Genomic DNA, 26,025 nt, shown 5'->3' on the forward strand with positions numbered 1-26,025 from the left:
TGCGTCAGCGCGCCAGCACCATCTCACTGGCCGCATCGGTCCGGCCTGGGGCGAGGTGCTGCTGGCGCAGCCACTGCGCCAGGTCGCGCGGCGTGAGCGGGCGCGAGTACAGGTAGCCCTGGATCTCGTCGCAGCCCTGGCGGCGCAGCATGTCCTCTTCCTGGTGTGTTTCCACGCCCTCGGCCACCACCTTCATGCCCAGTGCGTGGCCAAGATGGACGATGGCCTGGGTCACCTCGGCGGTGCCCGAGTCATGCAGCATGCCCTGCACGAAGCTGCGGTCGATCTTCAGGCGGCCGACCGGGAAACGGTTGAGGTAATTGAGGTTGGAGAAGCCGGTACCGAAGTCGTCCACTGCCAGCGGCACGCCGTGCCGTTCCAGCACATCGAAGCAGTGGCGCAGGATGTCGGTGTCACGGATCAACGCCGATTCGGTCAGCTCCAGCTCCAGCCGCTGCGGCGGCCAGCCGTGCGCGTGGCAGATCTCGATCACGCGCTCGGCAAAGCCACGATCACGCAACTGCACCGCCGACACGTTTACGGCGATGCGCTCGAAATGCAGGCCGGCACGATCCCACGCGGCTGCCTGGCGACACGCTTCGGACAATACCCAGTCGCCGATGCGGACGATTTCGCCGCACTTTTCGGCGATCGGAATGAATTCTGCCGGGCTGCAGTAGCCGATGCCCGGGCGATGCCAGCGCAGCAACGCCTCGATTGCGGGGGGCTCGCCGTGATGGGCGTGCAGCAGTGGCTGATAGGCCAGGCTGAACTCGTCGCGCTCGATGGCGCCGTGCAGGCCGTGCTCGATCTCCAGCCGGCGCTGGATCCGCGCCAGCGCGTCCTGGCTGTAGTACTGATAGGTATTGCGACCGGCTTCCTTGGCTGCGTACATCGCCGCGTCGGCAGCGCGCAGCAGCGAATCGAAGTCGGTCTGGCTCTCGCCGAGCATGGCGATGCCCACGCTGGCGCCCACTTTCAAGGTGGTGTCGCCACGGCGCAGCGGCTCGGCCAGCGAATTGATCAGCTTGCGCGCCACGTGCCCGGCATCCTCCGGTTCGGCCAGGTCGCGCAGCACCACGATGAACTCGTCGCCGCTGAAGCGGCCGAACAGGTCGTTGTTGCGCAGGTTCTGGTGCAGCCGGGTTGCGGCGGCCTTCAGCAGCGCATCGCCGGTGGCGTGGCCGAAGCTGTCGTTGATGTTCTTGAAGCCGTCCAGGTCGATGAACAGCATCGCCAGCGAGGTGCCGCGATCGCGCGCCTCCTCGATGGCTTCGGAGGTCTGCTCGCCCAGCAGCACCCGGTTGGGCAGTCCGGTCAGCAGGTCGTAGTGGGCAAGCAGTTCAATCCGCTCGTTCGCTTCGCGCTCGCGGGTGATGTCACGGAACAGGACCACAAAGCGCGGCGGCAGGCCATCACGACGGTCCAGTTCGATCAGCACCTGCACCCATACGCGCAACCCGGACTGGCGGTAGAAGCACAGATCCAGCTGCTCCGGCAGGCCGCCACCGGCGATGCGCCCCAGCGCCGCTTCAAACGCCGCACGCGAATCCTCGGCATACAACGCGAGCGCCTGGTCGAGGGTGATCGGTTCCTTGCGCAGGCCGTGGATGCGATAACACTCCTCGGTCCATTGCATGTTGCGCGTCGCCACTTCGATCTCGCAACCACCGATGCGACCCAGCGCGGACACGCGGTTGAGCAGCTCGGTACGCCAGCGGATGAGGGCATCGGTCTGATGCTGTTCGGTGATGTTCTGCACCTGCCCCAGCAGGCGCTTGGGCTGCCCGTCCATGTCCAGCAGCGGTTGCATCCACAACCGCAGATGCTGCGAGGGTTCGTTGCCGCGGGTCAGTTCCAGTTCGAGGTTGGCGGCCCGGCCATCGCGCCACAGGCGGCGCCAGGCCGCACGCAGTGCACCACGCGAGCGCGGGTGCAGCTGCTTGAGCCAGCGTCGCTGCCCCGGGATGCTGTCCTGCCGCAGCGCCAGCAGCGAGCGTAGTTCCGGCGACCACCAGAACTGGCGGCTGTGCGGATCGAACGACCAGCTGCCCATGCTGGCGATGCGCTGGGCTTCGCGCAGATGCAGTTGTTGCTCCTGCAGCAGGGCTTCCAGCTGCTTCTGCTGCTCGATGTCGGTATGGGTGCCGACCATGCGCAGCGGTTGGCCGTCGGCGGTACGGGCCACCACCCGGCCGCGGTCCAGCACCCATCGCCACTGGCCATCGGCCTGGCGGAAGCGGAACTGGGCGCTGTACTGCTCGCTGTCGCCGTGCAGGTGTTCATCCAGCGCGGCGCGCACCTGGGTGATGTCGTCGGCGTGCACGCGCGCCAGTATCTGCGTGGCCGTTTCCTCACCCAGCGCGGGCGTGCGCGCCACCCGGTCGCTGGGGATGTCCCAGTCCCACAGGCTGTGGCCGGCGCTGTCCAGTGCAAGTTCCCAGCGACCGCCACCATCAACCGGCACCGGCTCGGGCACGCTGAGGGTGAAGGCGAGCAGGTTGCCGCTGCCGTCATGCACGGCGCGCAGGTGGCCATCGTAGTGGCCGCGCGGGCCGCCCGGCAGCGTGCAGGCGACGATGCCACCGTCGGCAGCCAGCAGGCGCAGGTCTTCCAGCATCGGCGCGTAGGCGGCCACCGTGGCCGGCAGGCCATGCTCGCGCGCAGCCGGATTGGCCGCGAGCGGGCGCCCGCTGCGGTCGACGATGACCAGCGCCGAGGCGAGCGGATGCTGCAGCAGGCTGGCGATGATCCCTTGGTCCACGCGATCTTGCTCCGGATGAAACGCCCGACAGCGGGGCACGCAGTGGTTAACGGCGCCTGCGGCGGATAATTGAGTGGCCAGGGCACAGCTGCGCGGTAAGATGGCCCGCACCCCTTCTCCCTGCCCGCCTCCCTGCCCTGTCCATGCCCGTAGAACCGACCGGCACCGCCCCTGTTCCCGACCCGCGGATGGCGCAGGCGCTGGGGCGCGACCGTCGGCGCATCGTGCTGAGCTACCTGGCGATGGCGCTGGCCTGGATGATCGCCACCGACGGCGCGGTGACCGCGCTGGTGCCCGACCCGCAGCAGGCGGCGCTCTGGCAGAGCATGAAGGGCGCGTTCTTCGCCTTGGCCAGCGCCGGCCTGCTGTACCTGCTGCTGCGGCCGCTGGCCGAACACGTGCTGCACACCCATGCCCGCCTGCAGGCCTCCGAACTGCGCCTGCGGCAGATGTTCGAGGGCAACCCGGGCCCGATCCTGGTGTATGACCTGGACAGCCTGGCCATCCTCGATGCCAATCCGGCCGCCTGCAGCACCTTCGGCTGGGACCGCGAGGCGCTTCTGGCGCAGACCATCGACGTGCTCTGGCCACCCGGCCAGGACCAGGCGTTGCAGACCAAGCTGGAGGAGATCCGCGGCGCGCCCGAGCAGCTGTGCATCCTGCGCGCGCAGTTGCAGCTGCGTGATGGCAGCCTGCGGCAGATGGAACTGCGTTCGAACGCGATCGACTACGACGGCCACACTGCGCGCCTGCTGATCGCCATCGACCGCACCGCCGAAGACCTGGCCCAGCTGCGGCGCGACCAGGCATTGGCCCGCGTGGAAGAAGCCCACGAGCTGGCCCGGATCGGCGCGTGGGAGCTGGACCCGTCCACCGGCCACGGTCGTTACTCCAACCAGGTCTATCGCCTGCTGGGCCGTCGCCCGCCCGAGGCGCGACGCTGGCACCGTTTCGACGAGCTGCTGGTGGCAGCCGACCCGGCCACGGCCGCACAGACCGACCAGCTGCTGGCCGAGCTGTGCTCGGGTGAGCAGGTGCAGGTGGACGTGCTGCTGCCGGTGCTGGCAATGGATGGCCGTGCGCTGATGGTGCACCTGCGCGCCGCCAGCGGCGTGGATGAAGCCGGACGTGACCGGATACTGGGCACGTTGCAGGACGTGACCGAGCGTGAGCAGTCGCGGCGCCTGCTGCGCGAACGCGAAGAGCAGTTCCGCGAGCTGGTGCGGGTGCTGCCCGATGGCGTGGTGATCCTGTCCGACGAACATGTGCTGTATGCCAATGCGTGGGCGGCCGGCCTGTTCGGCTACGGCAGCCACACGCTGCTGGGCGAGCCGCTGTCGGCCCTGGTGGCAGGCGGCGACCTGGCCCGGATGCGCGCGCAGATGCGCGCCGGGCAGCCGCAGCACAGCCCGGGCCACAGCAGTGTGGTGGCCATGCAGCGCGCCGATGGCCGCAGCTTCCAGGCTGGCATTGCAGTAGGCGACGTGCGCTACGGCGGGCGCGACTGCAAGCTGCTGATCGTGCGTGACCTGAGTGAATCCGAACAGACCCGAAGCGCGCTGGAGACCAGCAACCGCGAACTGCAGGCGATGGCTGGCCGCCTGTTCTCGCTGCAGGAGGACGAGCGCCGGGCGATCTCGCGCGACCTGCACGATGACATCGGCCAGGCGATCACCGCGATCAAGCTGTCGGCCTATGCGGCGCAGGACGAGGACGATGCGCAGCGGCGCGGCGAGGACCTGGCGCAGATCGTCAGCCTGGCCGATACCACCGTTGCCAAGCTGCGCGACATCTCCACCCTGCTGCGGCCGCCGCAGCTGGATGCGCTGGGCCTGGAGGCGGCATTGAGCTGGCAGGCACGCGTACTGTTCCGCTCGTCCACCGTCGAGCTGCAGGCCGAGATCGAATCGCTGCCCACGCGCCCGGACAACAGCATCGAGCAGGCCTGTTTCCGCATCGCCCAGGAAAGCCTGACCAATGCACTGCGCCACGCGCGCGCCAGCCAGGTGGTGCTGCAGCTGCGCGATGTCGACCAGCGCGGGCTGCACCTGATGATCCGTGACGATGGCGAAGGGTTCGACCCGGATGGCCCGCGCGGCCTGGGCCTGATCGTGATGCGCGAGCGCGCGCAGAGCGTGGGTGGCCACGTGCGGATCGAGTCGGCGCATGGCGCCGGTACCCTCGTCGATGTCCACCTTCCTTACCAGGCCGCTGTTACGGCGGCCGTCGAGTCAGCGGAATACTGAGCCCATGTGGAACCCCAACCTGCCCCCGGTCAGCATCGACGATGCACCTGATCGCCTCGGCGCCGGCAACCCCGAGCTGCAGGCGATGGTCGCCGAAGCCGCCTCCGGTGGTACCCCGCTGATGCTGATGCATGTGGACATCGACCACTTCGCCTCGGTCAACGAGAACATGAGCGCGGAGGTTGGTGACCAGGCCCTGGTGCTGGTGGCCCAGCGCCTGCAGTCCTACTTGCGCGGACGCGGCATGCTGTGGCGGCATGGCAGCGATGAGTTCCTGATTGCCGTGCCGCGCACCGCCGATCTGCCCCTGGCTGAGGATTTCGCCGAAGAGATCCGCCAGCAGATGGAACTGCCGCTGTCGGTACTGCCCTATACGCTGTTCATGACCGGCAAGCTGGGCGTGAGCCTGTGCCCGGAGCACGCCAGCAATGCGTCGCGCCTGCTCGACCATGCCGAGGACGCGCTGTACCAGGCCGCCCGCGAAGGCGGTAATGCGGTGCGCATCCACGCGGTGGACACGCCGCCGAGCGCGCACAGCGAGAGCATCATCGCGCGGCAGATCGTCGATGCCATTCCCAACGGCGAACTGAAGCTGCGTTACCAGCCGCTGGTCAGTGCCCGCGATGGCCATGTGGTGGGCATGGAGGCGCTGCTGCGCTGGCAGTCGCCGACCCTGGGCATGCTGGTGCCGGAGCGTTTCATGCGCACCGCCGAGCGCCTGGGCATCATCGTGCAGATTGGTACGTGGGTGCTGGAAGGCGCATTGAAGCAGGCCCGGCTGTGGCGCGACCAGGGCTTTGATGACTTCACCATCGCGGTGAATGTATCCACCCTGCAGCTGCTGCGCCCGAACTTCTTCGCCGAAGTGATGGGTGTGATCCAGGCGTCCGGCGTGCCGGCGCAGATGCTGACGCTGGAAATCAACGAAAGCGCGCTGACCAACAACGTCAACTTCGTCCACGAAACGCTGGCCAACCTGCGCAACGAAGGCATCAGCCTGAGCCTGGACAACTTCGGCACCGGCGATTCGAGCCTGAGTGCGCTGGTGCGCTACCCGGTGGACAAGCTGAAGATCGACCGCAGCTTCATCAAGAGCGCCCCGGCCGGCAACCGTGAAGCGGCGATCGCGCGCGCGATCATTGCGATGGGCCACCAGCTGGGCATGACGGTCATCGCCAACGGCGTGGAATCGCAGGCACAGCTGGGCTTCCTGCGCCGCAACGACTGCGACGTGTTCCAGGGCTACCTGTTCGGCGAACCGATGTCCGCCGATGCCGCGGGCATGACCCTGCGCCGGCGCTACCTGCGTCCCGAAGCGTTCGCCGAAACCCGCCCGGACCGCACCCTGCTGCTGCTGGATGACGAGGAGAACGTGCTGCGCTCGCTGGTGCGCCTGTTCCGCCGCGATGGGTACCGCATCCTGGCGGCAGGCAACGTGCGCGATGCGTTCGATCTGCTGGCCATCAACGATGTGCAGGTGATCCTGTCCGACCAGCGCATGAGCGACATGAGCGGCACCGAGTTCCTGGGCCGGGTGAAGATGCTGTACCCGGACACGATCCGGCTGGTGCTGTCCGGCTACACCGACCTCAACACAGTGACTGATGCGATCAACCGCGGTGCGATCTACCGGTTCCTGACCAAGCCGTGGAACGACGACGAGCTGCGCAAGCACATCCACCAGGCCTTCCGCACCTACGAGGAACAGCGGCGCAGCAACGGTGGCCTGGCGGCTGTCGAGCCGGCCGACGGCGGTGAGGATCGTTCGCCGCTGCGGTAACCGCATCCGCCGGGCATGGCCCGGCGCTACCGGTCACGGGGGTATCGCCGGGCCATGCCCGGCGACCACGATCAGCGCGGCTGCTTGATCGGCAGCACCAGGCGGAAGCGCGAGCCGACGCCTGGGGTGCTGTCCAGATCGATGCGGCCGTGGTGCTTGTTGATGATGCTGTAGGAGATCGACAGGCCCAGGCCGGTACCACTGCCCACCGGTTTGGTGGTGAAGAACGGATCGAAGATGCGCTGGCGCAGTTCCGGCGAAATGCCGCCGCCGGTGTCTTCGAACTCGACCCACACCGTGTCGCCGTCCACGCCGGTACGCACGGTGATCGTGCCGCGCTCGGCGATGGCGTGGCCGGCGTTGAGCAGCAGGTTCATGTAGACCTGGTTCAACTCCGAGGGCAGGCATTCCACCAGCGGCAGCTGGCCGAACTCGCGCACCAGATGCACCTTGTACTTGAGCTCGTTCCAGATGATGTTGATGGTCGATTCAAGGCCGGAATGCAGGTCGACCAGCTTCCACGACTCGTCGCGGCCGGAATAGGAGAAGTCCTTCAGGTCGCGCACGATGCGGGTGACGCGCTCGATGCCTTCGCGTGACTCGGCCATCAGCTGCGGCAGATCGCGGCTGATGAAATCGATGTCCAGGCGGTCACGTATATCGTCGATTTCCGGAATCAACGCCTTCGGGTCGGGCGCACGCAGGGCGCGCTCGTAGGCTTCGATCACCGTGAACAGGCTGCGCAGGTATTCCTGCAGGCTGCCCAGGTTGGAATGCACGTAGCCGATCGGGTTGTTGATCTCGTGCGCCACGCCGGCGGCAAGCTGGCCGATGGACGCCATCTTCTCCGACTGCAGCAGCTTTTCCTGGGTGCCGTTCAGGCGCAGGTAGGCCTGGCGCAGTTCGGCATGGCGCTGCTGCAGTTCGCGTTCGTAGTCTTCCTGGCCTTCGATATGGCGGAACAAGGCCAGGTAGTGCCCCGAACCGGGTTCGCCATGGAAGTACAGATGGGCGATGACCACGCCCTCGCCCAGCGGCAGGCTGCCGTTCCAGTGACCGTGCTGGCGCGCATGTTCCAGCGCATCCGGCGGCAGCAGCCGGCGCAGGCGCTGCGGCGGCGGCAAGGTGCCTTCTTCGCTGCCCAGCAGGCTCTGCGCGGCCGGGTTGGCCAGGGCGACCTGCCCATCTTCGGTGAACAGCAGCAGGCCTTCGCGCAGGCGCTCAAGCAGGGCCTGCAGCACCGGTTGCGGCGGAAGGGGGGCGGTAACCAGAACGTTGGCGGCAGACACGGCGGCTCGGGGCGATCAAACAGGCGCCCAATATACGCGTTCATGCGGCGGCCTACAGCCGCCATCGGGCGGTCAGCCGACCGCCGGTCCTGTCAGGCGACGGCGAGTGGCCGCCGTGCGGTGACGGTATGCGACTGGCCCTTGGCATCGTATGCCGAGGACTCCTCGGTGCGGCCCATCTGGCGCAGCGCCCAGTTGACCTCGCGCCGGCGCCGCGACAGCAGCACCCCGTTGGCGCGGTTGCGCTCGGCCAGTTCCTGCAGCTGCTCGCCCTCGCCCACCGGTGGCGCGCCTTCCAGCGCACGCAGCGCTTCCAGCTTCGCGCCGGTGGCACGGATCAGGGCGTGCACGTCGTGCTCGACCAGGGCCTGGCGTTCAACGTCCAGGGCCTGGGCAAGGCGCTGCAGCGGCTCGCTCATCGCCGCGGTCATCCTTGCAGCTGCTGGTCCAGTTCAAGCATGCGCGAAGCGATCGCGTCCGGATTGATCTTGTAGGTGCCGTTCTGCAGCGATTCGCGCACCGCTGCAACACGCTGGGCGTCGATCGCCGGGGCGGTGCTCAGCTCACGCTCGATGGCCTGCAGGTTGGTGGCTTCGCCGGTCAGGCGCAGGCTGTCGGCCGCCTCGACTGGACGTGCCGCCGAATCGCTGCTGACGCCGGGCTTGGCGGCCGGGGTGGTCACGCTGCGCAGTGCCTGGGGGACCTGCAGGTTGCCGTCGATTTTCTGGCTCATGGGGTGTCCTGGAGTTGCCGTACACAAGGGATAACGGCCGCAGGGCCGTGATCTTTAGGGGAATTCTGCATTATTTCAACGCGCCACGATTACGTCACCGGCCGCGTCCACCGTGCCCTGCACGATACGGCGCGAGGACAGGTTTTCCACCGAGACGCGCTCGTTCTGCCCGGCATCGCCCAGTGCGCGGCCGGCGATGCGGACCTCGACCGAACCACGCCGCGATACCAGTGCCACACTGTCTCCTCGTTTGATGAGACGCTGTGCAACCAGATCGTTGCTCGACAACAGTGTTCCCGCCGGCAACGGCCGACGGGCGATGCGGCCGATCGCTGCGGCAGGATCGGCCAGCACTGCGCCGGCAATCCGTGCCGCGTCACGCTGGGCAGTACTGATATCGGCAGCGGCGATGGATTCTCCAGTGCCGATGCCACGGGTCAGCACCAGCACGGTCTGGTTGCGGCGCACCTTCACCGGCACGAACAGGCGCCAGCCACCGGCGTCGGGACAACTCACTTCCACGGTGGTGTTGGCCGTGGGCTGCACCTGCAACGTGCCGCCGCATGTTGGAAGGCGCAGCGCATCGGCGACGACCGCCTCACCTTCAGTGCCGGCGGCCAGGGTCGACAACGCGGCAGCACGGATGCTGGCCACCGGCTGCCATTCGGCTGCGGTTGCCCACGGCGCGGCCACGGCCATGGCAATGGCAAGGAAAGAAGCAATGCGGCGCATGGCGCCTCCTGTCGGTAAGACCTGGCCCAGACGCGTGCAAGCTGCGTGCCACAGGCACAGGGCAGACAGCGTCCCGGCCCCGGCCCTGCACTCGCCCTCAAGTTCCACCCTGCCCGCGCCGATACAGCAGCCATGTCCCATGACCTGCTCAACCGGATCGACCAGCGAACCCGACTGGCCGGCCACAATCGCCTGGCGCTGCTGCTGTTCCGCCTCGGCGGACGTCAGCTTTTTGGCGTCAATGTCTTCAAGGTGCAGGAAGTGCTGCGCCGCCCGGAACTGTTCCAGGTACCCGGCCTGCCCGGCCAGTTCGCCGGCGTGGCCGACGTGCGCGGCCGTTCGGTGCCGGTGCTGGACCTGGGCCTGGCCATCGGCCACCCCGAGCGCGAGCCCGATGCGGACACCGCACCCGGTTACCTGGTGGTGACCGAGTTCAACCGCTCGATCCAGGGCTTCCTGGTCAGCGGCGTGGAGCGCATCGTCAACATCGCGGTGGAAGACATCCACCCGCCGCCGGAACTGGGCGCTGAATCGAGCTACCTGACCGCGGTGACCCGCTTCCAGGGCGAGCTGATCCAGGTGATCGACGTGGAAAGCGTGCTGGCCGACATCGCCCAGGTGCGCGGTGAGGCCGTGCTCGACCCGGCCATGGCGATGCCCGCCGACGCTCCGCAGCTGCAGGTGCTGGTGGTGGATGATTCGCGGGTGGCGCGCCAGCAGATCCGCAGCGTGCTGGACCAGCTGGGGGTGGGCGCGACCCTGCTCTCGGACGGCAAACAGGCGCTGGACCACCTGCTGCAGATCCATGCCTCGGGTGAAAACCCGGCCGAACGCTACGCCATGGTGATTTCGGACATCGAGATGCCGGCCATGGACGGCTACACGCTGACGACGGAAATCCGGCGCCATGCCGGCCTGTCCGGGCTGTACGTGCTGCTGCATACCTCGCTGTCGGGCGTATTCAACAATGCGATGGTCGAGCGCGTGGGTGCCAACGCCTTCGTCGCCAAGTATTCGCCGCACGAGCTGGCCGACTTCGTGCTGGACCGCCTGCGCAAGGTGGCGATGGCGGCGTAAGGCCGCCGCACGCGTCTGCGCCGGGCATGGCCCGGCGCTACCAGACACCTGCTCCGACCCACGGTAGCGCCGGGCCATGCCCGGCGAGCGCGATGCTGCGCACCACGGTTCTGGCACACCGCTTGCAGCTTCCCGGGCAACGTTCCCGTGGGAGTGCACCGTGCGCAACCTGATTACCGACTACCTGGGCGTCCATGCCCAGGCAATGCCGTTGCGCGAACAGCGCATGAAGCTGATCGCCAGCAACCTCGGCAATGCCGACACCCCCGGCTACAAGGCCCAGGACCTGGACTTCGATTCGGCCCTTCGCCATGCGCAGGGGCTGGATGCCAACGGCTTGATGACCACCACCAACGAGCAGCACTACGAAGTCGGCAGTGGCCTCAACCCGTTCCAGGTGGCCCGTGAGGGCGTACAGCCCAGCATCGACGGCAACACCGTCGACCCCGATGCCGAACGCGCCGCCTATGGCCGCGCTGCACTGGAATACCGCGCTTCGCTGAGCTTCGTCGAAAGCAAGGTGCGTTCCATGCTCACCGCGATCACGGGGCAATAAGCCATGAGCAACCTGCCGATCTTCGATATCGCCGGCTCCGCGCTGCAGGCGCAGTCGGTGCGCATGAGCACCATCGCCTCCAACCTGTCCAACGCTGACAGCGTCGCCGGCTCGGCCGACGCGGTGTACAAGCCGCTGGAACCGATCTTCCAGGCGGTCACCAGCAAGACCGATCCGAACATCACCTCGGTGCAGGTCAAGGAGATCACCCAGAGCAACGCGGCGCCGATCAAGCGCTACGAACCGGGCCATCCGCTGGCCGACGGCGATGGCTACATCTACCAGCCCGACGTCGATCCGGTGGCGCAGATGGTCAACCTGATCTCGACCTCGCGCAATTACCAGGCCGGCGTGGAGATGTTGACCACCGCCAAGGAACTGGCCCTGGCCACCCTGACCATGGGCCGCTGAGGCCCGCTGCACCGGACACCGCCATGACCACCGCCGTCAACAACCAGAGCAACCAGGACGTCTACGCCGCACTCGGCCTGAACGCCCCCAACAGCAACGCCACCAAGAAGAAGAACACGCTGGACCAGGCCGATTTCCTGCGCCTGATGACCGAGCAGCTGCAGCACCAGGATCCGCTGAAGCCGATGGACAACACGCAGATGGTCTCGCAGATGGCGCAGATGTCGACCGTGCAGGGCATCACCGATCTGAACAAGTCGGTGAAGGGCTTCCAGGAGTCGATGGCCAGCGACCAGGTGCTGCGTGGCGCCGCCCTGGTCGGCCACCAGGTGCTGGTGCCGTCGGAAAAGCTGGTGCTGGAGAAGGAAGGCTCGGTGGAGGGCACGGTTGCCGCGCCGGCCGCCGGCATCGTCACCGTGGACGTCACCGACGCCAACGGCGCCAAGGTCACCTCGATCAGCGTTGAAGCCAAGGCCGCCGGCGAGACCGCGTTCACCTGGGACGGCAAGGATGCCAACGGCAAGCGCATGGAGCCGGGCAAGTACAACATCGTCGCCAACCACGTCGACACCACCGGCAAGAGCACCAAGCTGTCCACCTTCGTGCAGGCACCGGTGGAAAGCGTGACCGTCGGTTCCGACGGCCTCTACCTGAACCTCAAGGGCCTGGGCACGGCCCCTCTCGACTACGTGCTCCGCGTCAGCTGAGCCGCACCTACCGCATCCAACAGGAGCATCCCATGGGCTTCAACATTTCCCTGTCCGGCATCAACGCTGCCAACTCGGACCTGAGCGTCACCGCCAACAACGTGGCCAACGTCAACACCACCGGCTTCAAGCAGTCGCGTGCGGAATTTGCCGACCTGTTCGCCGCCACCAGCTACGGCCTGTCCAAGAACGCGATCGGTTCGGGCGTGCGCGTCTCCAACGTGGCCCAGCAGTTCATCCAGGGCAACAACGAGCAGACCGGCCGCAGCCTGGACATGGCCATTTCCGGTGAGGGCTTCTTCACCATGAACATGAACGGTGCACGCGTCTATTCGCGCGCCGGCAATTTCCAGACCGACGCCGCCGGCTACGTGGTCAACCCGCAGGGCGCTCGCCTGCAGGTATTCGCACCGAACGCGGACGGCACCAACTTCGACGCCGGCCGCCTGGTCGACCTGCAGCTGTTGACCACTGACAGCCCGCCCAAGCAGACCAGCGAGGTCAAGGTCGGCTTCACCCTTCCCGGCAATGCCAAGCAGCCGACGGTGAACCCCTTCGACCCCACCAATTCCAACAGCTACAGCCACTCCAGCGGCGGCATCACCGTGTATGACTCGCTGGGCGTCAGCCATACCCAGGTGTCCTACTTCGTCAAGGAAGCGGCCACCAATGCCTGGACGGTGCACAACTATGTCGATGGCCAGCCGGCCGGTACGCCGACCCCGCTGACCTTCGACAACGCCGGCAAGCTGACCGCGCCGGCCAGCGGCAAGATCAGCCTGGGCACCTTCACCCCGACCACCGGCGCCGGCGTGCTGAACATGACGCTGGATGTGAGCGGCTCGACCCAGTACGGGGAAAAGTTCGCCCTGCGCAACACCCAGCAGGATGGCTACGCGGCCGGCAAGCTCAACGAGATCACCGTTTCGGAAACCGGCGTGGTGTTCGCCCGGTATTCCAACGGCGACGACAAGCCGCTGGGCCAGGTCGCACTGACCAGCTTCAACAACCCGCAGGGCCTGGAACAGAAGGGCAACAACCTGTGGGTGGAGACCTTCGATTCGGGCACGCCGCGCACCGGCGCCGCCGACACCTCCAACCTCGGCAAGATCCAGGCCGGTTCGCTGGAGTCCTCCACCGTCGACCTGACCGAACAGCTGGTCAACATGATCACCGCGCAACGCAACTTCCAGGCCAACGCGCAGATGATCACGACCCAGGACCAGATCACCCAGACCGTCATCAACATCCGTTGATGACCTGCTGACCCTGTCACGGAACTCCCCGCATGGATAAAGCCCTTTACGTGGCGATGACCGGTGCCCGCGCCTCTCTGCAGGCGCAGGGAACGCTCAGCCACAACCTCGCCAACTCGGACACTCCCGGCTTCAAGGAAGCGCTGGCCAACACCGAAGCCTTCCCGATCCGTGGCCCGGGCTTTGCTTCGCGGGTGGATGCACTGCACGTCGACGCGGGTTTCAACCGCACGGCCGGCGCGCAGCACATCACCGGCAAGCCGCTGGACCTGTCATTGCAGACAGGCACCTGGCTTGCCGTGCAGTCCACCGATGGCAGCGAGGCCTACACCCGTGGCGCCGCGCTGTCGGTGACCCCGAACGGCCAGCTGGTGACCTCCAGCGGCCGTCCGGTGCTGGACGACAACAACAACCCGATCGCGATTCCGCCCTACCAGGCGATGGAGATCGGCAACGACGGCACGATCTCGATCATCCCGCAGGGCGAAGGCCCGCAGACGATGGCGATGATCGGCCGGATCAAGGTGGTGCAGGCGCCGGATGATCGCCTCGAACGCGGCCTGGATGGCCTGTTCCGCAATACCGATCCGCTGCAGCCGTTCGCCCAGGCGCAGGGCACGGCGGTGCACAGCGGCCAGCTGGAAGGCAGCAACGTCGATGCCGCCGGCGCGCTGGTGCAGATGATCCAGCTGCAGCGCCAGTACGAAATGCAGGTGCAGGTGATCAAGCACGGCGATGACAACGCGCGCAGCGCCAACAGCCTGTTGCGCCTGGGCAGCTGACGGAATTCCGGCACCGGCCCGCGCCGGTGCTGGCACGCCGCTTGCACTCCCTACCCCATGGGCCGCACCGCGCGGCCGGCTTCACCCAGACAGGACTCCGAAGATGAACCAGGCATTGTGGATCGCGAAAACCGGACTGGATGCGCAGCAGATGCGCATGTCGGTGGTTTCCAACAACCTCGCCAACACCAACACCACCGGCTTCAAGCAGGACCGCGCCAGCTTCGAGGACCTGTTGTACCAGCAGGTGCGCCAGCCCGGCGGTTCCTCTTCGGCACAGACCCAGCTGCCCACCGGGCTGCAGATCGGCACCGGCGTGCGCGTGGTGGCCACCGCCAAGAACTTCGAGCAGGGCAGCCAGCAGCAGACCGGCCGCGCGCTTGACGTGATGGTCAACGGCCGCGGCTTCTTCGAAGTGCAGATGCCCGACGGCAGCTCGGCCTACACCCGCGACGGCTCGTTCAAGATCAACCAGGACAGCGAGCTGGTCACCAACAGCGGCTACCCGGTGCAGCCGGGCATCCAGATTCCCGAAGGCGCGCAGTCGGTGACCATCGGTACCGACGGCACCATCAGCGTGAAGATGGCCGACGGTGCGGCATCGGTGGAAGTGGGTGCATTGACCCTTACCGACTTCGTCAATCCGGCGGGCCTGCAGGCACGTGGTGAAAACCTGTTCCTGGAAACCACCGCCTCCGGCCCGGCGCAGAACGGCAATCCCGGCCTGAACGGCCTGGGCACCGTGGTGCAGGGTGCGCTGGAAGGCAGCAACGTCAACGTGGTGGAAGAGCTGGTGTCGATGATCGAAACCCAGCGCGCCTACGAAATGAACGCCAAGGCGATCTCGACCACCGACTCGATGCTCGGCTACCTCAGCAACAAGCTCTGACCGCCCTCACCGGGATACTGCCATGTCGCCCCTTTCTTCCTTCGCCCGTACTGCCCTCGCCTGCGCCGTGGCTGCCCTGCTCGGTGGCTGCGTGATCGCTGGCGACGTGCGCCCCTATCCGACGATGGCGCCGTTGCAGCCGATCATGCCGCCGCAGGCCGAACCGACCGCCGGCGCGATCTACGCCGCCGGCCCGACCCTGCAGCTGTATTCGGACCGCCGTGCGCGCGATGTCGGCGACCTGCTGACCATCACCCTGCTGGAGAACACCACCGCGCAGACCAGCGCCAACACCGCCACCAACAAGGAATCGAACCTGAGCCTCGGCACGCCGTCGATTCTCGGCGCACCGGTCACCCTGGGCGGCAAGGACATCCTCAGTGCAACAGCCAAGGGAGCACGCGACTTCACCGGCAAGGGCAACAGCGCGCAGAGCAACCGCCTGCAGGGCAACGTGACCGTGACCGTGGTACAGCGCCTGCCCAACGGCAACCTGGTGGTGCAGGGGCAGAAGAACCTGCGCCTGAACCAGGGTGATGAGCTCGTGCAGGTACAGGGCATCGTGCGTCCCGGCGACATCAGCGCGGACAACACCGTGCCTTCCAGCCGCGTGGCCGAAGCACGCATCGTCTACGGCGGCCGCGGCCCTGTCGCACAGTCCAACGCGATGGGTTGGCTGAGCCGCTTCTTCAACTCCGGCCTGACGCCGTTCTGAGTATGGCCATGAAACTCTCCTTCTCTTCTTCCTGGCAGCGACGCGCAGCGTCGCTCTACTGTGCCGTGTTCATGGTCTTCGCGGTGGCCGCTCCCGCCAGCGCCGAGCGCATCAAGGACCTGGCCCAGGTGGGTGGCGTGCGCGGCAATGCACTGGTGGGTTACGGCCTGGTGGTCGGCCTGGATGGCAGCGGCGACCGCACCAGCCAGGCGCCCTTCACCGTGCAGAGCCTGAAGAACCTGCTGGGCGAGCTGGGCGTCAACGTACCGGCCAACGTCAACCCGCAGCTGAAGAACGTGGCGGCAGTGGCAATCCACGCCGAGCTGCCGCCGTTCGCCAAGCCCGGCCAGCCGATCGACATCACCGTGTCCTCGATCGGCAACGCCGTGTCGCTGCGCGGTGGCTCGCTGCTGATGGCGCCGTTGCGCGGTGCCGACGGCCAGGTCTACGCGATTGCCCAGGGCAACCTGATCGTGGGCGGCTTCGGTGCACAGGGCAAGGACGGTTCGCGCGTCTCGGTGAACGTGCCCAGCGTCGGCCGCATCCCCAACGGTGCGACCGTTGAGCGCGCCCTGCCCGATGTGTTCGGCGCCAGCGGCGAGATCACCCTGAACCTGCACAACAGCGACTTCACCACCATCTCGCGGATGGTGGGTGCGCTCAACAATGCCTTCGGCGAGGGTTCGGCGCGTGCCGTGGACGGCGGCACCGTTGCCGTGCGTGCGCCCACCGATGCCGGTGCGCGCATCGGCCTGCTGGCCCGTATCGAAAACCTGGAACTGACCCCGGGCGCTGCACCGGCCAAGGTAGTGGTCAACTCGCGTACCGGCACCGTGGTCATCGGCCAGCAGGTGCGTGTCGGCCCGGCCGCGATCTCGCATGGCTCGTTGACGGTGACCATCCAGGAAAACACCAACGTCAGCCAGCCCAACGCCTTTGCCGGTGGCCAGACCGTGGCCACGCCGCAGTCGACCATCACCGCCACCAACGATGGCAGCCGCATGTTCAAGTTCAACGGCGGCACCACCCTGGACGAGATCGTGCATGCGGTGAACGCCGTTGGCGCAGCACCGGGTGACCTGATCGCGATCCTGGAAGCACTGAAGCAGGCCGGCGCCCTGAGCGCCGAGCTCGAGGTGATCTGACATGCGCATCACTCCCGCATTCGAACTCAGCCCGGCCCAGCAGAACGACCCGGCCAAGATCGACAAGGTCGCGCGCCAGCTTGAAGGCCAGTTCGCGCAGATGCTGGTCAAGAGCATGCGTGACGCCAGCTTCGGCGATTCGCTGTTCCCGGGTGAAAACAAGATGTTCCGGGAGATGTACGACCAGAAGATCGCCGAGGCGATGACCCGCGGCAAGGGCCTGGGCCTGTCGAGCATGATCACCCGCCAGTTGTCCGGCGCGCAGGCCGATGGCCCGGCGCTGGATACCCGGGTGGACCCGGCCAAGGCCAGCCGCGCCTACCAGCTCAATGCGCCGGCGGCGCCGTCGCTGCCGCTGCAGGACGCCGGCCAGGCCGTGCGCATGCTGCAGCAGATGGCGGCCGGTGTGCAGGATGGCGCGCAGTCCTCCGTCGCCCCGATGGAGCAGGCGCTGGACCTGATTGCGGGCCGGGAAAGCAGCGGCATGCACCGTTCGCTGGGTACCGACGATCCCTATGCCGGTGCCATCGGTGGCGCCGATTGGGCCGCTGCCAGCGACCAGTGGGCGCCGACCGCCAGCAACCGTGGCAGCAGCGGCACCCCGGCCGATGCACTGGCCACGCGCACCGCCGTCGCCCAGTTGGGCGCACACACCCCGGAAGGCTTCGTCGCCAGCATCTGGCAGCACGCGCAGAGCGCGGCCAAGGAACTGGGCGTGGACGCGCGCGCCCTGGTTGCGCAGGCAGCGCTGGAAACCGGCTGGGGCAAGCGCCAGATCAAGCATGCCGATGGCAGCACCTCGCACAACCTGTTCGGCATCAAGGCCACCGGCTGGAAGGGCCAGAGCGCTACCGCCGGCACCCATGAGTATGTCGATGGCGTGCGCCGCAACGAGACCGCCAGCTTCCGCGCCTACACCTCGCCTGCAGAGAGCTTTGCCGACTACGTGCGCCTGCTGAAGACCAGCCCGCGCTACCAGCAGGCGCTGCAGGCCGGCACCGATGTGCAGGGCTTCGCGCGCGGCCTGCAACGCGCCGGCTACGCCACCGACCCGCGCTACGCGGCCAAGATCGCCGCGATCGCCGGCGGCCCGACCATCGAGCGCGCCGTGGCCGCCGTGGCCGACGCCGGCTCACGCATCGGCCAGACCTTCGCCAGCACCGCAACCGCGGCGCTGGGTATCACCCGTCGTTGAGGAACCCCATGTCCAGCGTACTTTCCACCGGTACCAGTGCCCTGCTCGCCTTCCAGCGTGCGTTGGCCACCACCAGCCACAACGTGGCCAACCTCAACACTCCCGGCTACAGCAGGCAGAAGGTCGACTTCGCCACCGCCACCCCGCAGAACTACGGCTATGGTGACGTTGGCAACGGCACCCGCATCGTCGACATCCGCCGCGCCGCCGACCAGCTGGCGATCTCGCGCCTGCTCGACAGCGGCGGTGAACTGGCACGCCTGAAGCAGCTCTCGGGCATGGCCGACCGGGTCAATGCCCTGTTCTCCGACGCGGCCACCAACGTGGCCGGGGTCTGGTCGAACTTCTTCGATACCGTCAGCGGCCTGTCCTCCAACGCAGCGGGTACTGCCGACCGGCAGAACATGCTCGATGGCGCCAAGGCCCTGGCCAACCGCTTCAGCCAGCTCAACACCCACCTGAACAACCTCAATGGCGAGGTCAACAACGGGTTGATGGCCGGTGCCACCGAAGTCAACCGGTTGGCGTCGGAGATCGCGCAGATCAATGGTGCCATCGGCACCAACATCGCCAACGCCGCGCCCGACCTGCTGGACCGCCGCGACCAGCTGATCTCGCAGCTGGTGGGCTACACCGGCGGCACCGCGGTGATCCAGGACGGCGGCATCATGAACGTCTACACCGCCGGCGGCCAGGCGCTGGTGGTGGGTACCACCGCATCGAAGGTCACCACAGTGGCCGACCCGTACCAGCCCGAGCGCCTTCAGCTCGCACTGCAGACCCAGGGCGGCACCATCACCCTGGACCCGAAGGCCGTGGGCGGCCAGATCGGCGGCCTGCTCGAGTTCCGCGACACCGTGCTGACCCCGGCCCAGGCCGAACTGGGCAAGCTGGCTGTGGGCCTGGCCGAGACGTTCAACAGCACCCATCGCCAGGGCGTGGATCTGTACGGACAGATGGGCGGCGACTTCTTCAACATCGGCACGCCGCGTGTCACCGGCAATGCCGGCAACACCGGCACTGGCGCGATCACCGCCAGCTACGGCGACCTCGGCAAGCTGGAAGCACAGAACATCGTGCTCAAGTTCGATGGCAGCAACTGGGCCGCCAGCCGCGCCGACACCGGCGCCAGCGTGGCGCTGACCGGCACCGGTACCGCTGCCGACCCGTTGATCATCAACGGCGTGAAGCTGGTGGTGGGCGGTACCCCGGCGGCCAACGACCGCTTCCTGCTGCAGCCGACCGCTGGCGTGGCCGGCAGCCTGGAGATGGCGATCACCGATCCGTCGCGCATTGCCGCGGCCGCCGCCATCAAGGGCGCAGCCGCACTGGCCAACACCGGCACCGGCAAGCTGAGCGGCGTGACCGTGACCGATGCGGCCAACGCCAACCTGCGCAATCCCGCTGCGATCGTGTTCACCTCGGCCACCACCTACACCATCGATGGCGGCCCACCGCAGACCTATACGCCCGGGCAGACCATCAGCGCCAACGGCTGGAGCTTCGTGCTCGATGGCGTGCCGAAGAATGGCGACACCTTCAACATCACCCCCACTCCGGCCGGCTCGTCGGATAACAGCAACGCCACCAAGCTGTCCAAGGTGGAATCGGCCAAGGCGTTCAACGCCGGCACGGTGACGCTGGGCGGCGCATTGGGCGGGCTGACCACCCAGGTCGGTGCGGCAGCGCGTTCGGCGGAGTATTCGCTGGGAGCGCAGCAGGTGATCGCCGACCAGGCACAGGCAGCGCGTGACGAAGTGTCTGGCGTCAACCTCGATGAGGAGGCGGCCGACATGCTGCGCCTGCAACAGGCCTACCAGGCCGCCTCGCAGCTGATCTCCACCGCCGATTCCATGTTCCAGACCATCCTGGGAGCCGTGCGCCGATGAGCAACCGCATCTCCACCGGAATGATGTACAGCCAGTCGGTAGCGCTGATGATGGCCAAGCAGGCCAAGCTCAGCCACCTGGAACAGCAGATCGCCACCGGCAGCAAGATCGTCAGCGCCAAGGACGATCCGGTCGCCGCAGGCGCCGCGGTGGGCCTGGACCGCAGCCTGGCCGCACTGGAACGCATGAAGCTCAACGGCAACAACGTGCAGAACCGCCTGGGCGTGCAGGAAAACACCCTGGCCCAGGTCAACGACCTGATGGCGCGCGTCAACGATCTGACCATCCAGGCCAGCAATCCCGCCTTGAGTGCGCCCGACAAGAAGACCCTGATCACCGAGTTGAACCAGATCCGCGAGGGCCTGCTGTCGCTGGCCAACAGCAGCGACGGCACCGGCCGCTATGTGTTCGGCGGCACCAACGACAGCGATCCGCCGTTCGCCAAGATTGACGGCAAGGTTGTCTATCGCGGCGACCAGACCCAGCGCCAGGTGGAAGTCGGCCCGGATACCTACGTGCGCGACGCCCTGCCCGGCAGCGAGATCTTCCTGCGCATCCCCACCGGCGATGGCTTCGTCGATGGCAGCGCAGCGGCAGGCAACGCCGGCAACGGCGTGCTGACCAACATCACCCGTGATGGCAGCGACAGCTGGAACGGGCAATCGTTCAGCGTGCGCTTCACCGCAGCCGACCAGTACGAAGTGCTCGACGGTGCCGGCAACGTAACCGGCACCGGCACCTACAAGGCCGGCAGCGAACTGGAGATCAATGGCGTTCGCCTGCAGATCGCTGGCGCGCCAGCAACGGGTGACAGCTTCAACGTGCAGGCCGCCAGCAGCCGCGACATCTTCGGCACCATGGACAAGCTGATCGCCGCACTGGATGCCGATACCGGCACCCCGGCGAAGATGGCCGCGCAGCAGAACGAGCTGCAGAGCGCATTGCGCGATGTCGGCCGCGCGGCGGAACGGATGATCGATTCGCGCGCTGCCGGTGGCGCGCAGCTGAAGGCGCTGGACAACGCGGCGGAGATGCGTGAGGCCAATGGCGTGACGCTGAAGACCACGCTGTCGGAGATGCGCGACCTGGACTACGCCGATGCGTTGAGCCAGTACCAGCTGGAAAGCACTGCGCTGCAGGCGGCACAGACGCTGTTCTCGCAGATGCAGTCGATGTCGCTGTTCAACAAGATCCGCTGATTCCACGCGCCAGCGCTGGAGCCCAAGGCCGCGATGCCCTGCATCGCGGCCTTTTTCGTTTCTGCGGTCATGTACCGCTGCGCTCGCCGGGCATGGCCCGGCGCTACCGAAGGGTTGGCCTTGGTAGCGCCGGCCCGTGCGCGGCGGATGTTCCGAAGGGTTGGCGCTGGTAGCGCCGGGCCATGCACGGCGGATGTTCCGAAGGGTTGGCGCTGGTAGCGCCGGGCCATGCCCGGCGGATGTTCCGGGATCGTCCATCAAGCCCGGCCGGCCACCGCCGATACCTTCATCAGCGTGGGTTGGGCCTGCCCGACCGCCCCTGCCAAGGGTGGCCTTGACGCTTTTCCAGGGCGGAAAACCCCGGAAAAACAGCTTTCAGCGACGAAATTCGGTTGCAACGAAATTCCCGGCTAAAGGTTGTTGACAAAGCGCCGTTATTCATTTGGCAACGGCGAAGCACACAGCCAAACAAAAAAATCAGGCGGCGCTTCGTTTCATTCACCAACGGGTTCCACATAAGAGGAGACGACCCCATGGCACAGGTAATCAACACCAATACGATGTCGCTCAACGCTCAGCGCAACCTGAGCACCAGCGGCAGCTCGCTCGCCACCACCATCCAGCGCCTCTCGTCCGGCCTGCGCATCAACAGCGCGAAGGACGACGCCGCCGGCCTGGCCATCAGCGAGCGCTTCACCACCCAGATCCGTGGTCTGGACGTGGCCATCCGCAACGCCAACGACGGCATCTCGCTGGCCCAGGTGGCCGAGGGCTCGCTGAACGAAGTGGGCAACAACCTGCAGCGCATCCGCGAACTGGGCGTGCAGGCCTCCAACGCCACCAACTCGGCCAGCGACCGCAAGGCGCTGCAGGCTGAAGTGACCCAGCTGGTCAGCGAAATCGACCGCGTCGCCAAGCAGGCCGACTTCAACGGCACCAAGCTGCTGGACGGTTCGTTCACCAGCCAGCTGTTCCAGGTGGGCGCCAACGCCGGCCAGGCCATCGCCATCAACAGCGTGGTCAACGCCAAGGCCGATTCGCTGGGCGCGGCCAGCTTTGCCAACGTCTACACCGGCACCAGCCTGGCTGCAGCCGACAAGGCCACCGCCGATACCACCTACTCTGGCCTGCAGATCTCGGTGACCCCTCCGGGCGGCGCCGCCACCACGGTCACCGTCAGCAACTTCACCGTGAAGGCAGGCGAATCGATCACCTCGGCCACCGCGGCCGCGATCAACAACAAGCTGGGCGAAACCGGCGTGGTCGCCTCCGTCAACGCCGGCGTGGTCAGCCTGGCCTCGGTCAAGGACGGCCAGACCTTCGCTCTGGGTGTCAGCGCGGCGACCCCGCCGGCCGGCGTCACGGCCGCCACCATTGCCGGCCTGGGCCTGACCGAGACCAGCACCAACGGCGGCACGCTGACCGGTGCAACCGCCAGCTTCGTCAAGGACCTGAACGTCACCACGGCCGAAGGCGCACAGAAGGCGATGTCCATCGTCGACAAGGCCCTCGAATCGGTCAACAGCGTGCGCGCCGACCTCGGCGCGATCCAGAACCGCTTCACCTCGGTGGTCGCCAACCTGCAGACCTCCTCGGAGAACCTGTCCGCATCGCGCAGCCGCATCCGCGATACCGACTTCGCCAAGGAAACCGCAGAGCTGACCCGCACCCAGATCCTGCAGCAGGCCGGTACGGCCATGCTGGCCCAGGCCAACCAGGTACCGCAGAACGTGCTCAGCCTGTTGCAGCGCTGACATGAGCCGCCCCTGAAGCACGTCAGGGGCGTCTGACCCAACTCACGTGCAACCGCTCAAGGACCTCTCCTCATGGCACAAGTAATCAACACCAACACGATGTCGTTGAATGCTCAGCGTAACCTGAGCACCAGCGGCAGCTCGCTGGCCACCACCATCCAGCGCCTGTCCTCCGGTTCGCGCATCAACAGTGCCAAGGACGATGCGGCCGGCCTGGCGATCTCCGAGCGCTTCGGCACCCAGATCCGCGGCACCGACGTGGCCATCCGCAATGCCAACGACGGCATCTCGCTGGCCCAGGTCGCCGAAGGTTCGCTGACCGAAATCGGCAACAACCTGCAGCGCGTCCGCGAGCTGTCGGTGCAGGCCTCCAACGCCACCAACTCGGCCAGCGACCGCAAGGCGCTGCAGGCCGAAGTGACCCAGCTGGTTTCGGAAATCGACCGCGTTGCCAAGCAGTCGGACTTCAACGGCACCAAGCTGCTGGACGGTTCGTTCTCCAGCCAGCTGTTCCAGGTCGGCGCAAACGCCGGTCAGGCGATTGCCATCGACAAGACCATCGATGCCAAGGCCAACGCCCTGGGTGGCGCCAAGTTCGACACCAACGCGCTGGCCCTGGCCGATCCGGGTACCAACGCTGATTTCAGCACCAGTGGCCTGTCGATCAACGGCGTGGCCATCGCCGACGTCTCGGTCAAGCAGGGCGCCGACGCTGCTGCCACCGGCAAGGCCTCCCGCGAAGCACTGGTCACCGCGATCAACGCCAAGATCGGCGAAACCGGCGTCTATGCCGAAGTGAACGGCACCACCGGCGTGACCCTGACCTCGGTCAAGGACAGCACCAACGCTGACGGCTCGTTCAAGGCCATCACCGCAACGCCGGGCACCTGGACCGGCGCCACCGCGCCGACCTTCACCGCCACCACCGCTGCGGCGGCACCGGCCTCGAAGTTCGCCAGCGATCTGGACGTCAGCACCGTCAAGGGTGCACAGCAGGCAATGGAAGTGGTCGACAAGGCCCTGGGTGCGATCAACAGCACCCGCGCCGACCTCGGTGCGATCCAGAACCGTTTCACCTCGGTGGTGGCCAACCTGCAGACCTCGTCGGAAAACCTGTCGGCGTCGCGCAGCCGCATCAAGGACACCGACTTCGCCAAGGAAACCGCTGAGCTGACCCGCACCCAGATCCTGCAGCAGGCCGGTACGGCCATGCTGGCCCAGGCCAACCAGGTGCCGCAGGGCGTGCTCAGCCTGCTGCGCTGATCCGCTCCTTGATCGACCACCGGGCGGCGGCTGAGCTGCCGCCCGGTTCCTGAAATACGTTCCACCTTCGCCAAAGGAAAAGCACCATGGCACAAGTCATCAACACCAACACCATGTCCCTGAATGCTCAGCGCAACCTGAGCACCAGCGGCAGCTCGCTCGCTACCACCATCCAGCGCCTGTCCTCCGGTTCGCGCATCAACAGTGCCAAGGACGATGCGGCCGGCCTGGCGATCTCCGAGCGCTTCGGCACCCAGATCCGCGGCACCGACGTGGCCATCCGCAATGCCAACGACGGCATCTCGCTGGCCCAGGTCGCGGAAGGTTCGCTGACCGAAATCGGCAACAACCTGCAGCGCGTCCGCGAGCTGTCGGTGCAGGCCTCCAATGCCACCAACTCGGCCAGCGACCGCAAGGCACTGCAGGCCGAAGTGACCCAGCTGGTTTCGGAAATCGACCGCGTCGCCAAGCAGTCGGACTTCAACGGCACCAAGCTGCTGGACGGTTCGTTCTCCAGCCAGCTGTTCCAGGTCGGCGCCAACGCCGGCCAGGCCATCGCCATCGACAAGACCATCGACGCCAAGGCTGGCTCGCTGGGCACCTCGACCTTCGCCACCGGCGCGACCGCTGCCCTGGCCGCCAGCACCGACGGTGCACGCTTCTCCGGCACGGTGATGGGCGTGGACATCGGCACGGTTGAAGTCAAGGCCGGTGCCACCACGGCCGACGCATCCAAGGCCGTGGCGACCGCCATCAACGCCAAGCTCGGCGAAGCCGGCATCTACGCCGAAGCCAATGCCGACGGCACGCTGAAGCTGAGCTCGGTGAAGGAAGGCAAGGCCGTTGCCGCTGCCGATATCGCCCTGATGCGCAGCGACTACGATGCCACCGGCAAGACCTGGGGCACCGCGGCTGCCGCTGGCGCCTACACCGCCGGTACCGATACCTCGGCCAACGTGCAGAAGCTGGACGTGAGCACCGTGCTCGGCGCCCAGCAGTCGCTGGAAGTGGTCGACAAGGCCCTGGGTGCGATCAACAGCACCCGTGCCGACCTCGGTGCGATCCAGAACCGCTTCACCTCGGTGGTGGCCAACCTGCAGACCTCGTCGGAAAACCTGTCGGCATCGCGCAGCCGCATCAAGGACACCGACTTCGCCAAGGAAACCGCTGAGCTGACCCGTACCCAGATCCTGCAGCAGGCCGGTACGGCCATGCTGGCCCAGGCCAACCAGGTGCCGCAGGGCGTGCTCAGCCTGCTGCGCTGATCCACGGCAAGAAGGCGCCGCTACCGTCGGGTTGAACCGACGGTAGCGGCAACCCGACAGCCACGGCGTACTCAGGTGCCGGCCATGCCCGGCCCGGGAAGCTTCCCGAACCGGCTTGGCATCGCCCGCCCCTGCGGACCTCTCTTTCAGCGTTGTGCATGTTGACTGTACGTACCGGGCGGCTTCGTCTCCCCCCGATTGTCAGTAGCCTGATCCCTCCCCTGCATTGGGGGAGGGTTTTTTACAGACCCCCGGCAGCCCGCGGTGAACCCACCCGCACCCTGCCCCAGACCTCTTGCAACCGGCGTGCCAGAACCGCCCCACCGGCCAGTGGCACGGCGCATGCATCAACGAAGTCCTCAAGACCCAGCGGCACAG

The 26,025-nt window shown here is 66.9% G+C and carries 22 protein-coding genes; 17 read left to right on the forward strand and 5 right to left on the reverse strand.

Annotation, left to right across the window (positions count from 1 at the left end):
* Positions 1–4: 4 nt before the first annotated feature.
* Positions 5–2,764, reverse strand: coding sequence for an EAL domain-containing protein (locus tag K5K93_RS02675; RefSeq protein WP_222389676.1), 2,760 nt, complete (start codon positions 2,762–2,764; stop codon positions 5–7).
* Between the two features lie 143 nt (positions 2,765–2,907).
* Here K5K93_RS02675 and K5K93_RS02680 point away from each other — a divergent pair, with 143 nt between their 5' ends.
* A complete protein-coding gene (locus K5K93_RS02680) occupies positions 2,908–5,010 on the forward strand; it encodes a PAS domain-containing sensor histidine kinase (protein WP_222389678.1) in 2,103 nt (700 codons plus the stop codon).
* Between the two features lie 4 nt (positions 5,011–5,014).
* Positions 5,015–6,790, forward strand: coding sequence for an EAL domain-containing protein (locus K5K93_RS02685; RefSeq protein ID WP_025879116.1), 1,776 nt, complete (start codon positions 5,015–5,017; stop codon positions 6,788–6,790).
* Positions 6,791–6,861: 71 nt separating this feature from the next.
* On the opposite strand, the gene K5K93_RS02690 is transcribed toward K5K93_RS02685, so the two are convergent.
* The 4 genes from K5K93_RS02690 to flgA all read right to left on the reverse strand — a co-directional run bounded on the left by K5K93_RS02690 (position 6,862) and on the right by flgA (position 9,544).
* Positions 6,862–8,079, reverse strand: coding sequence for an ATP-binding protein (locus K5K93_RS02690; protein ID WP_222389680.1), 1,218 nt, complete (start codon positions 8,077–8,079; stop codon positions 6,862–6,864).
* A 92-nt stretch (positions 8,080–8,171) separates the two neighbouring features.
* Positions 8,172–8,510 (reverse strand): flagella protein, encoded by a 339-nt coding sequence (locus tag K5K93_RS02695; protein WP_025879114.1) that lies wholly within the window; start codon positions 8,508–8,510, stop codon positions 8,172–8,174.
* Positions 8,507–8,812: a flagellar biosynthesis anti-sigma factor FlgM gene (flgM, locus tag K5K93_RS02700; protein ID WP_222389682.1), complete on the reverse strand. Its 306-nt coding sequence runs from the start codon at positions 8,810–8,812 to the stop codon at positions 8,507–8,509. The genes K5K93_RS02695 and flgM overlap by 4 nt, the downstream gene beginning before the upstream one ends.
* Positions 8,813–8,887: 75 nt before the next feature.
* Positions 8,888–9,544, reverse strand: coding sequence for a flagellar basal body P-ring formation chaperone FlgA (flgA, locus tag K5K93_RS02705; RefSeq protein ID WP_222389684.1), 657 nt, complete (start codon positions 9,542–9,544; stop codon positions 8,888–8,890).
* Positions 9,545–9,676: 132 nt separating this feature from the next.
* On the opposite strand from flgA, the gene K5K93_RS02710 reads away from it, so the two are divergent.
* The 15 genes from K5K93_RS02710 to K5K93_RS02780 all read left to right on the forward strand — a co-directional run bounded on the left by K5K93_RS02710 (position 9,677) and on the right by K5K93_RS02780 (position 25,647).
* Positions 9,677–10,621 (forward strand): chemotaxis protein, encoded by a 945-nt coding sequence (locus K5K93_RS02710; protein ID WP_025879111.1) that lies wholly within the window; start codon positions 9,677–9,679, stop codon positions 10,619–10,621.
* A gap of 160 nt (positions 10,622–10,781) precedes the next feature.
* On the forward strand, positions 10,782–11,177 hold the full coding sequence (flgB, locus tag K5K93_RS02715; protein ID WP_222389687.1) for a flagellar basal body rod protein FlgB: 396 nt from the start codon (positions 10,782–10,784) through the stop codon (positions 11,175–11,177).
* Positions 11,178–11,180: 3 nt separating this feature from the next.
* Positions 11,181–11,588 carry a flagellar basal body rod protein FlgC gene (flgC, locus tag K5K93_RS02720; RefSeq protein ID WP_093818265.1) on the forward strand — a complete coding sequence of 136 codons (408 nt, stop codon included), beginning with the start codon at positions 11,181–11,183 and terminating at the stop codon, positions 11,586–11,588.
* A gap of 23 nt (positions 11,589–11,611) precedes the next feature.
* Complete coding sequence (locus tag K5K93_RS02725) at positions 11,612–12,295, forward strand: flagellar hook capping FlgD N-terminal domain-containing protein (RefSeq protein WP_025879108.1); 684 nt, start codon at positions 11,612–11,614, stop codon at positions 12,293–12,295.
* A 32-nt stretch (positions 12,296–12,327) separates the two neighbouring features.
* Entirely contained in the window at positions 12,328–13,551 is a 1,224-nt protein-coding gene (gene flgE / locus K5K93_RS02730; protein WP_093818264.1) for a flagellar hook protein FlgE, read from the forward strand.
* A gap of 32 nt (positions 13,552–13,583) precedes the next feature.
* Positions 13,584–14,333 carry a flagellar basal body rod protein FlgF gene (locus K5K93_RS02735; RefSeq protein ID WP_025879106.1) on the forward strand — a complete coding sequence of 250 codons (750 nt, stop codon included), beginning with the start codon at positions 13,584–13,586 and terminating at the stop codon, positions 14,331–14,333.
* Positions 14,334–14,436: 103 nt separating this feature from the next.
* Entirely contained in the window at positions 14,437–15,222 is a 786-nt protein-coding gene (flgG, locus tag K5K93_RS02740) for a flagellar basal-body rod protein FlgG (RefSeq protein WP_025879105.1), read from the forward strand.
* Between the two features lie 22 nt (positions 15,223–15,244).
* Complete coding sequence (gene flgH / locus K5K93_RS02745; protein ID WP_025879104.1) at positions 15,245–15,937, forward strand: flagellar basal body L-ring protein FlgH; 693 nt, start codon at positions 15,245–15,247, stop codon at positions 15,935–15,937.
* A gap of 8 nt (positions 15,938–15,945) precedes the next feature.
* A complete protein-coding gene (locus K5K93_RS02750; protein ID WP_032952134.1) occupies positions 15,946–17,082 on the forward strand; it encodes a flagellar basal body P-ring protein FlgI in 1,137 nt (378 codons plus the stop codon).
* A 1-nt stretch (position 17,083) separates the two neighbouring features.
* Positions 17,084–18,277, forward strand: coding sequence for a flagellar assembly peptidoglycan hydrolase FlgJ (gene flgJ / locus K5K93_RS02755; protein ID WP_025879102.1), 1,194 nt, complete (start codon positions 17,084–17,086; stop codon positions 18,275–18,277).
* 8 nt (positions 18,278–18,285) lie between these two features.
* Complete coding sequence (flgK, locus tag K5K93_RS02760) at positions 18,286–20,166, forward strand: flagellar hook-associated protein FlgK (protein ID WP_222389690.1); 1,881 nt, start codon at positions 18,286–18,288, stop codon at positions 20,164–20,166.
* A complete protein-coding gene (gene flgL, locus K5K93_RS02765; protein ID WP_033831049.1) occupies positions 20,163–21,365 on the forward strand; it encodes a flagellar hook-associated protein FlgL in 1,203 nt (400 codons plus the stop codon). Before flgK ends, flgL begins: the two co-directional genes overlap by 4 nt.
* Before the next feature lie 533 nt (positions 21,366–21,898).
* Positions 21,899–23,119 (forward strand): flagellin, encoded by a 1,221-nt coding sequence (locus K5K93_RS02770; protein ID WP_222389692.1) that lies wholly within the window; start codon positions 21,899–21,901, stop codon positions 23,117–23,119.
* A gap of 72 nt (positions 23,120–23,191) precedes the next feature.
* Complete coding sequence (locus K5K93_RS02775; RefSeq protein WP_032974832.1) at positions 23,192–24,382, forward strand: flagellin; 1,191 nt, start codon at positions 23,192–23,194, stop codon at positions 24,380–24,382.
* An 86-nt stretch (positions 24,383–24,468) separates the two neighbouring features.
* A complete protein-coding gene (locus K5K93_RS02780) occupies positions 24,469–25,647 on the forward strand; it encodes a flagellin (RefSeq protein WP_032974833.1) in 1,179 nt (392 codons plus the stop codon).
* Positions 25,648–26,025: the final 378 nt, after the last annotated feature.

The organism is Stenotrophomonas sp. DR822, from assembly GCF_019793815.1.
GTDB lineage: Bacteria > Pseudomonadota > Gammaproteobacteria > Xanthomonadales > Xanthomonadaceae > Stenotrophomonas > Stenotrophomonas indicatrix.

Bases quoted from the DNA above. Each gene is read 5' to 3' on its own strand.
- K5K93_RS02775 (WP_032974832.1), top strand. From the start codon at position 23,192: ATGGCACAAGTAATCAACACCAACACGATGTCGTTGAATGCTCAGCGT.
- K5K93_RS02770 (WP_222389692.1), top strand. From the start codon at position 21,899: ATGGCACAGGTAATCAACACCAATACGATGTCGCTCAACGCTCAGCGC.
- flgJ (WP_025879102.1), top strand. From the start codon at position 17,084: ATGCGCATCACTCCCGCATTCGAACTCAGCCCGGCCCAGCAGAACGAC.
- flgG (WP_025879105.1), top strand. From the start codon at position 14,437: ATGAACCAGGCATTGTGGATCGCGAAAACCGGACTGGATGCGCAGCAG.
- K5K93_RS02725 (WP_025879108.1), top strand. From the start codon at position 11,612: ATGACCACCGCCGTCAACAACCAGAGCAACCAGGACGTCTACGCCGCA.
- K5K93_RS02780 (WP_032974833.1), top strand. From the start codon at position 24,469: ATGGCACAAGTCATCAACACCAACACCATGTCCCTGAATGCTCAGCGC.
- flgE (WP_093818264.1), top strand. From the start codon at position 12,328: ATGGGCTTCAACATTTCCCTGTCCGGCATCAACGCTGCCAACTCGGAC.
- K5K93_RS02710 (WP_025879111.1), top strand. From the start codon at position 9,677: ATGTCCCATGACCTGCTCAACCGGATCGACCAGCGAACCCGACTGGCC.
- K5K93_RS02685 (WP_025879116.1), top strand. From the start codon at position 5,015: ATGTGGAACCCCAACCTGCCCCCGGTCAGCATCGACGATGCACCTGAT.
- K5K93_RS02750 (WP_032952134.1), top strand. From the start codon at position 15,946: ATGAAACTCTCCTTCTCTTCTTCCTGGCAGCGACGCGCAGCGTCGCTC.
- flgL (WP_033831049.1), top strand. From the start codon at position 20,163: ATGAGCAACCGCATCTCCACCGGAATGATGTACAGCCAGTCGGTAGCG.
- K5K93_RS02695 (WP_025879114.1), bottom strand. From the start codon at position 8,510: ATGACCGCGGCGATGAGCGAGCCGCTGCAGCGCCTTGCCCAGGCCCTG.
- flgA (WP_222389684.1), bottom strand. From the start codon at position 9,544: ATGCGCCGCATTGCTTCTTTCCTTGCCATTGCCATGGCCGTGGCCGCG.
- flgM (WP_222389682.1), bottom strand. From the start codon at position 8,812: ATGAGCCAGAAAATCGACGGCAACCTGCAGGTCCCCCAGGCACTGCGC.
- K5K93_RS02680 (WP_222389678.1), top strand. From the start codon at position 2,908: ATGCCCGTAGAACCGACCGGCACCGCCCCTGTTCCCGACCCGCGGATG.
- flgC (WP_093818265.1), top strand. From the start codon at position 11,181: ATGAGCAACCTGCCGATCTTCGATATCGCCGGCTCCGCGCTGCAGGCG.
- K5K93_RS02735 (WP_025879106.1), top strand. From the start codon at position 13,584: ATGGATAAAGCCCTTTACGTGGCGATGACCGGTGCCCGCGCCTCTCTG.
- flgK (WP_222389690.1), top strand. From the start codon at position 18,286: ATGTCCAGCGTACTTTCCACCGGTACCAGTGCCCTGCTCGCCTTCCAG.
- flgH (WP_025879104.1), top strand. From the start codon at position 15,245: ATGTCGCCCCTTTCTTCCTTCGCCCGTACTGCCCTCGCCTGCGCCGTG.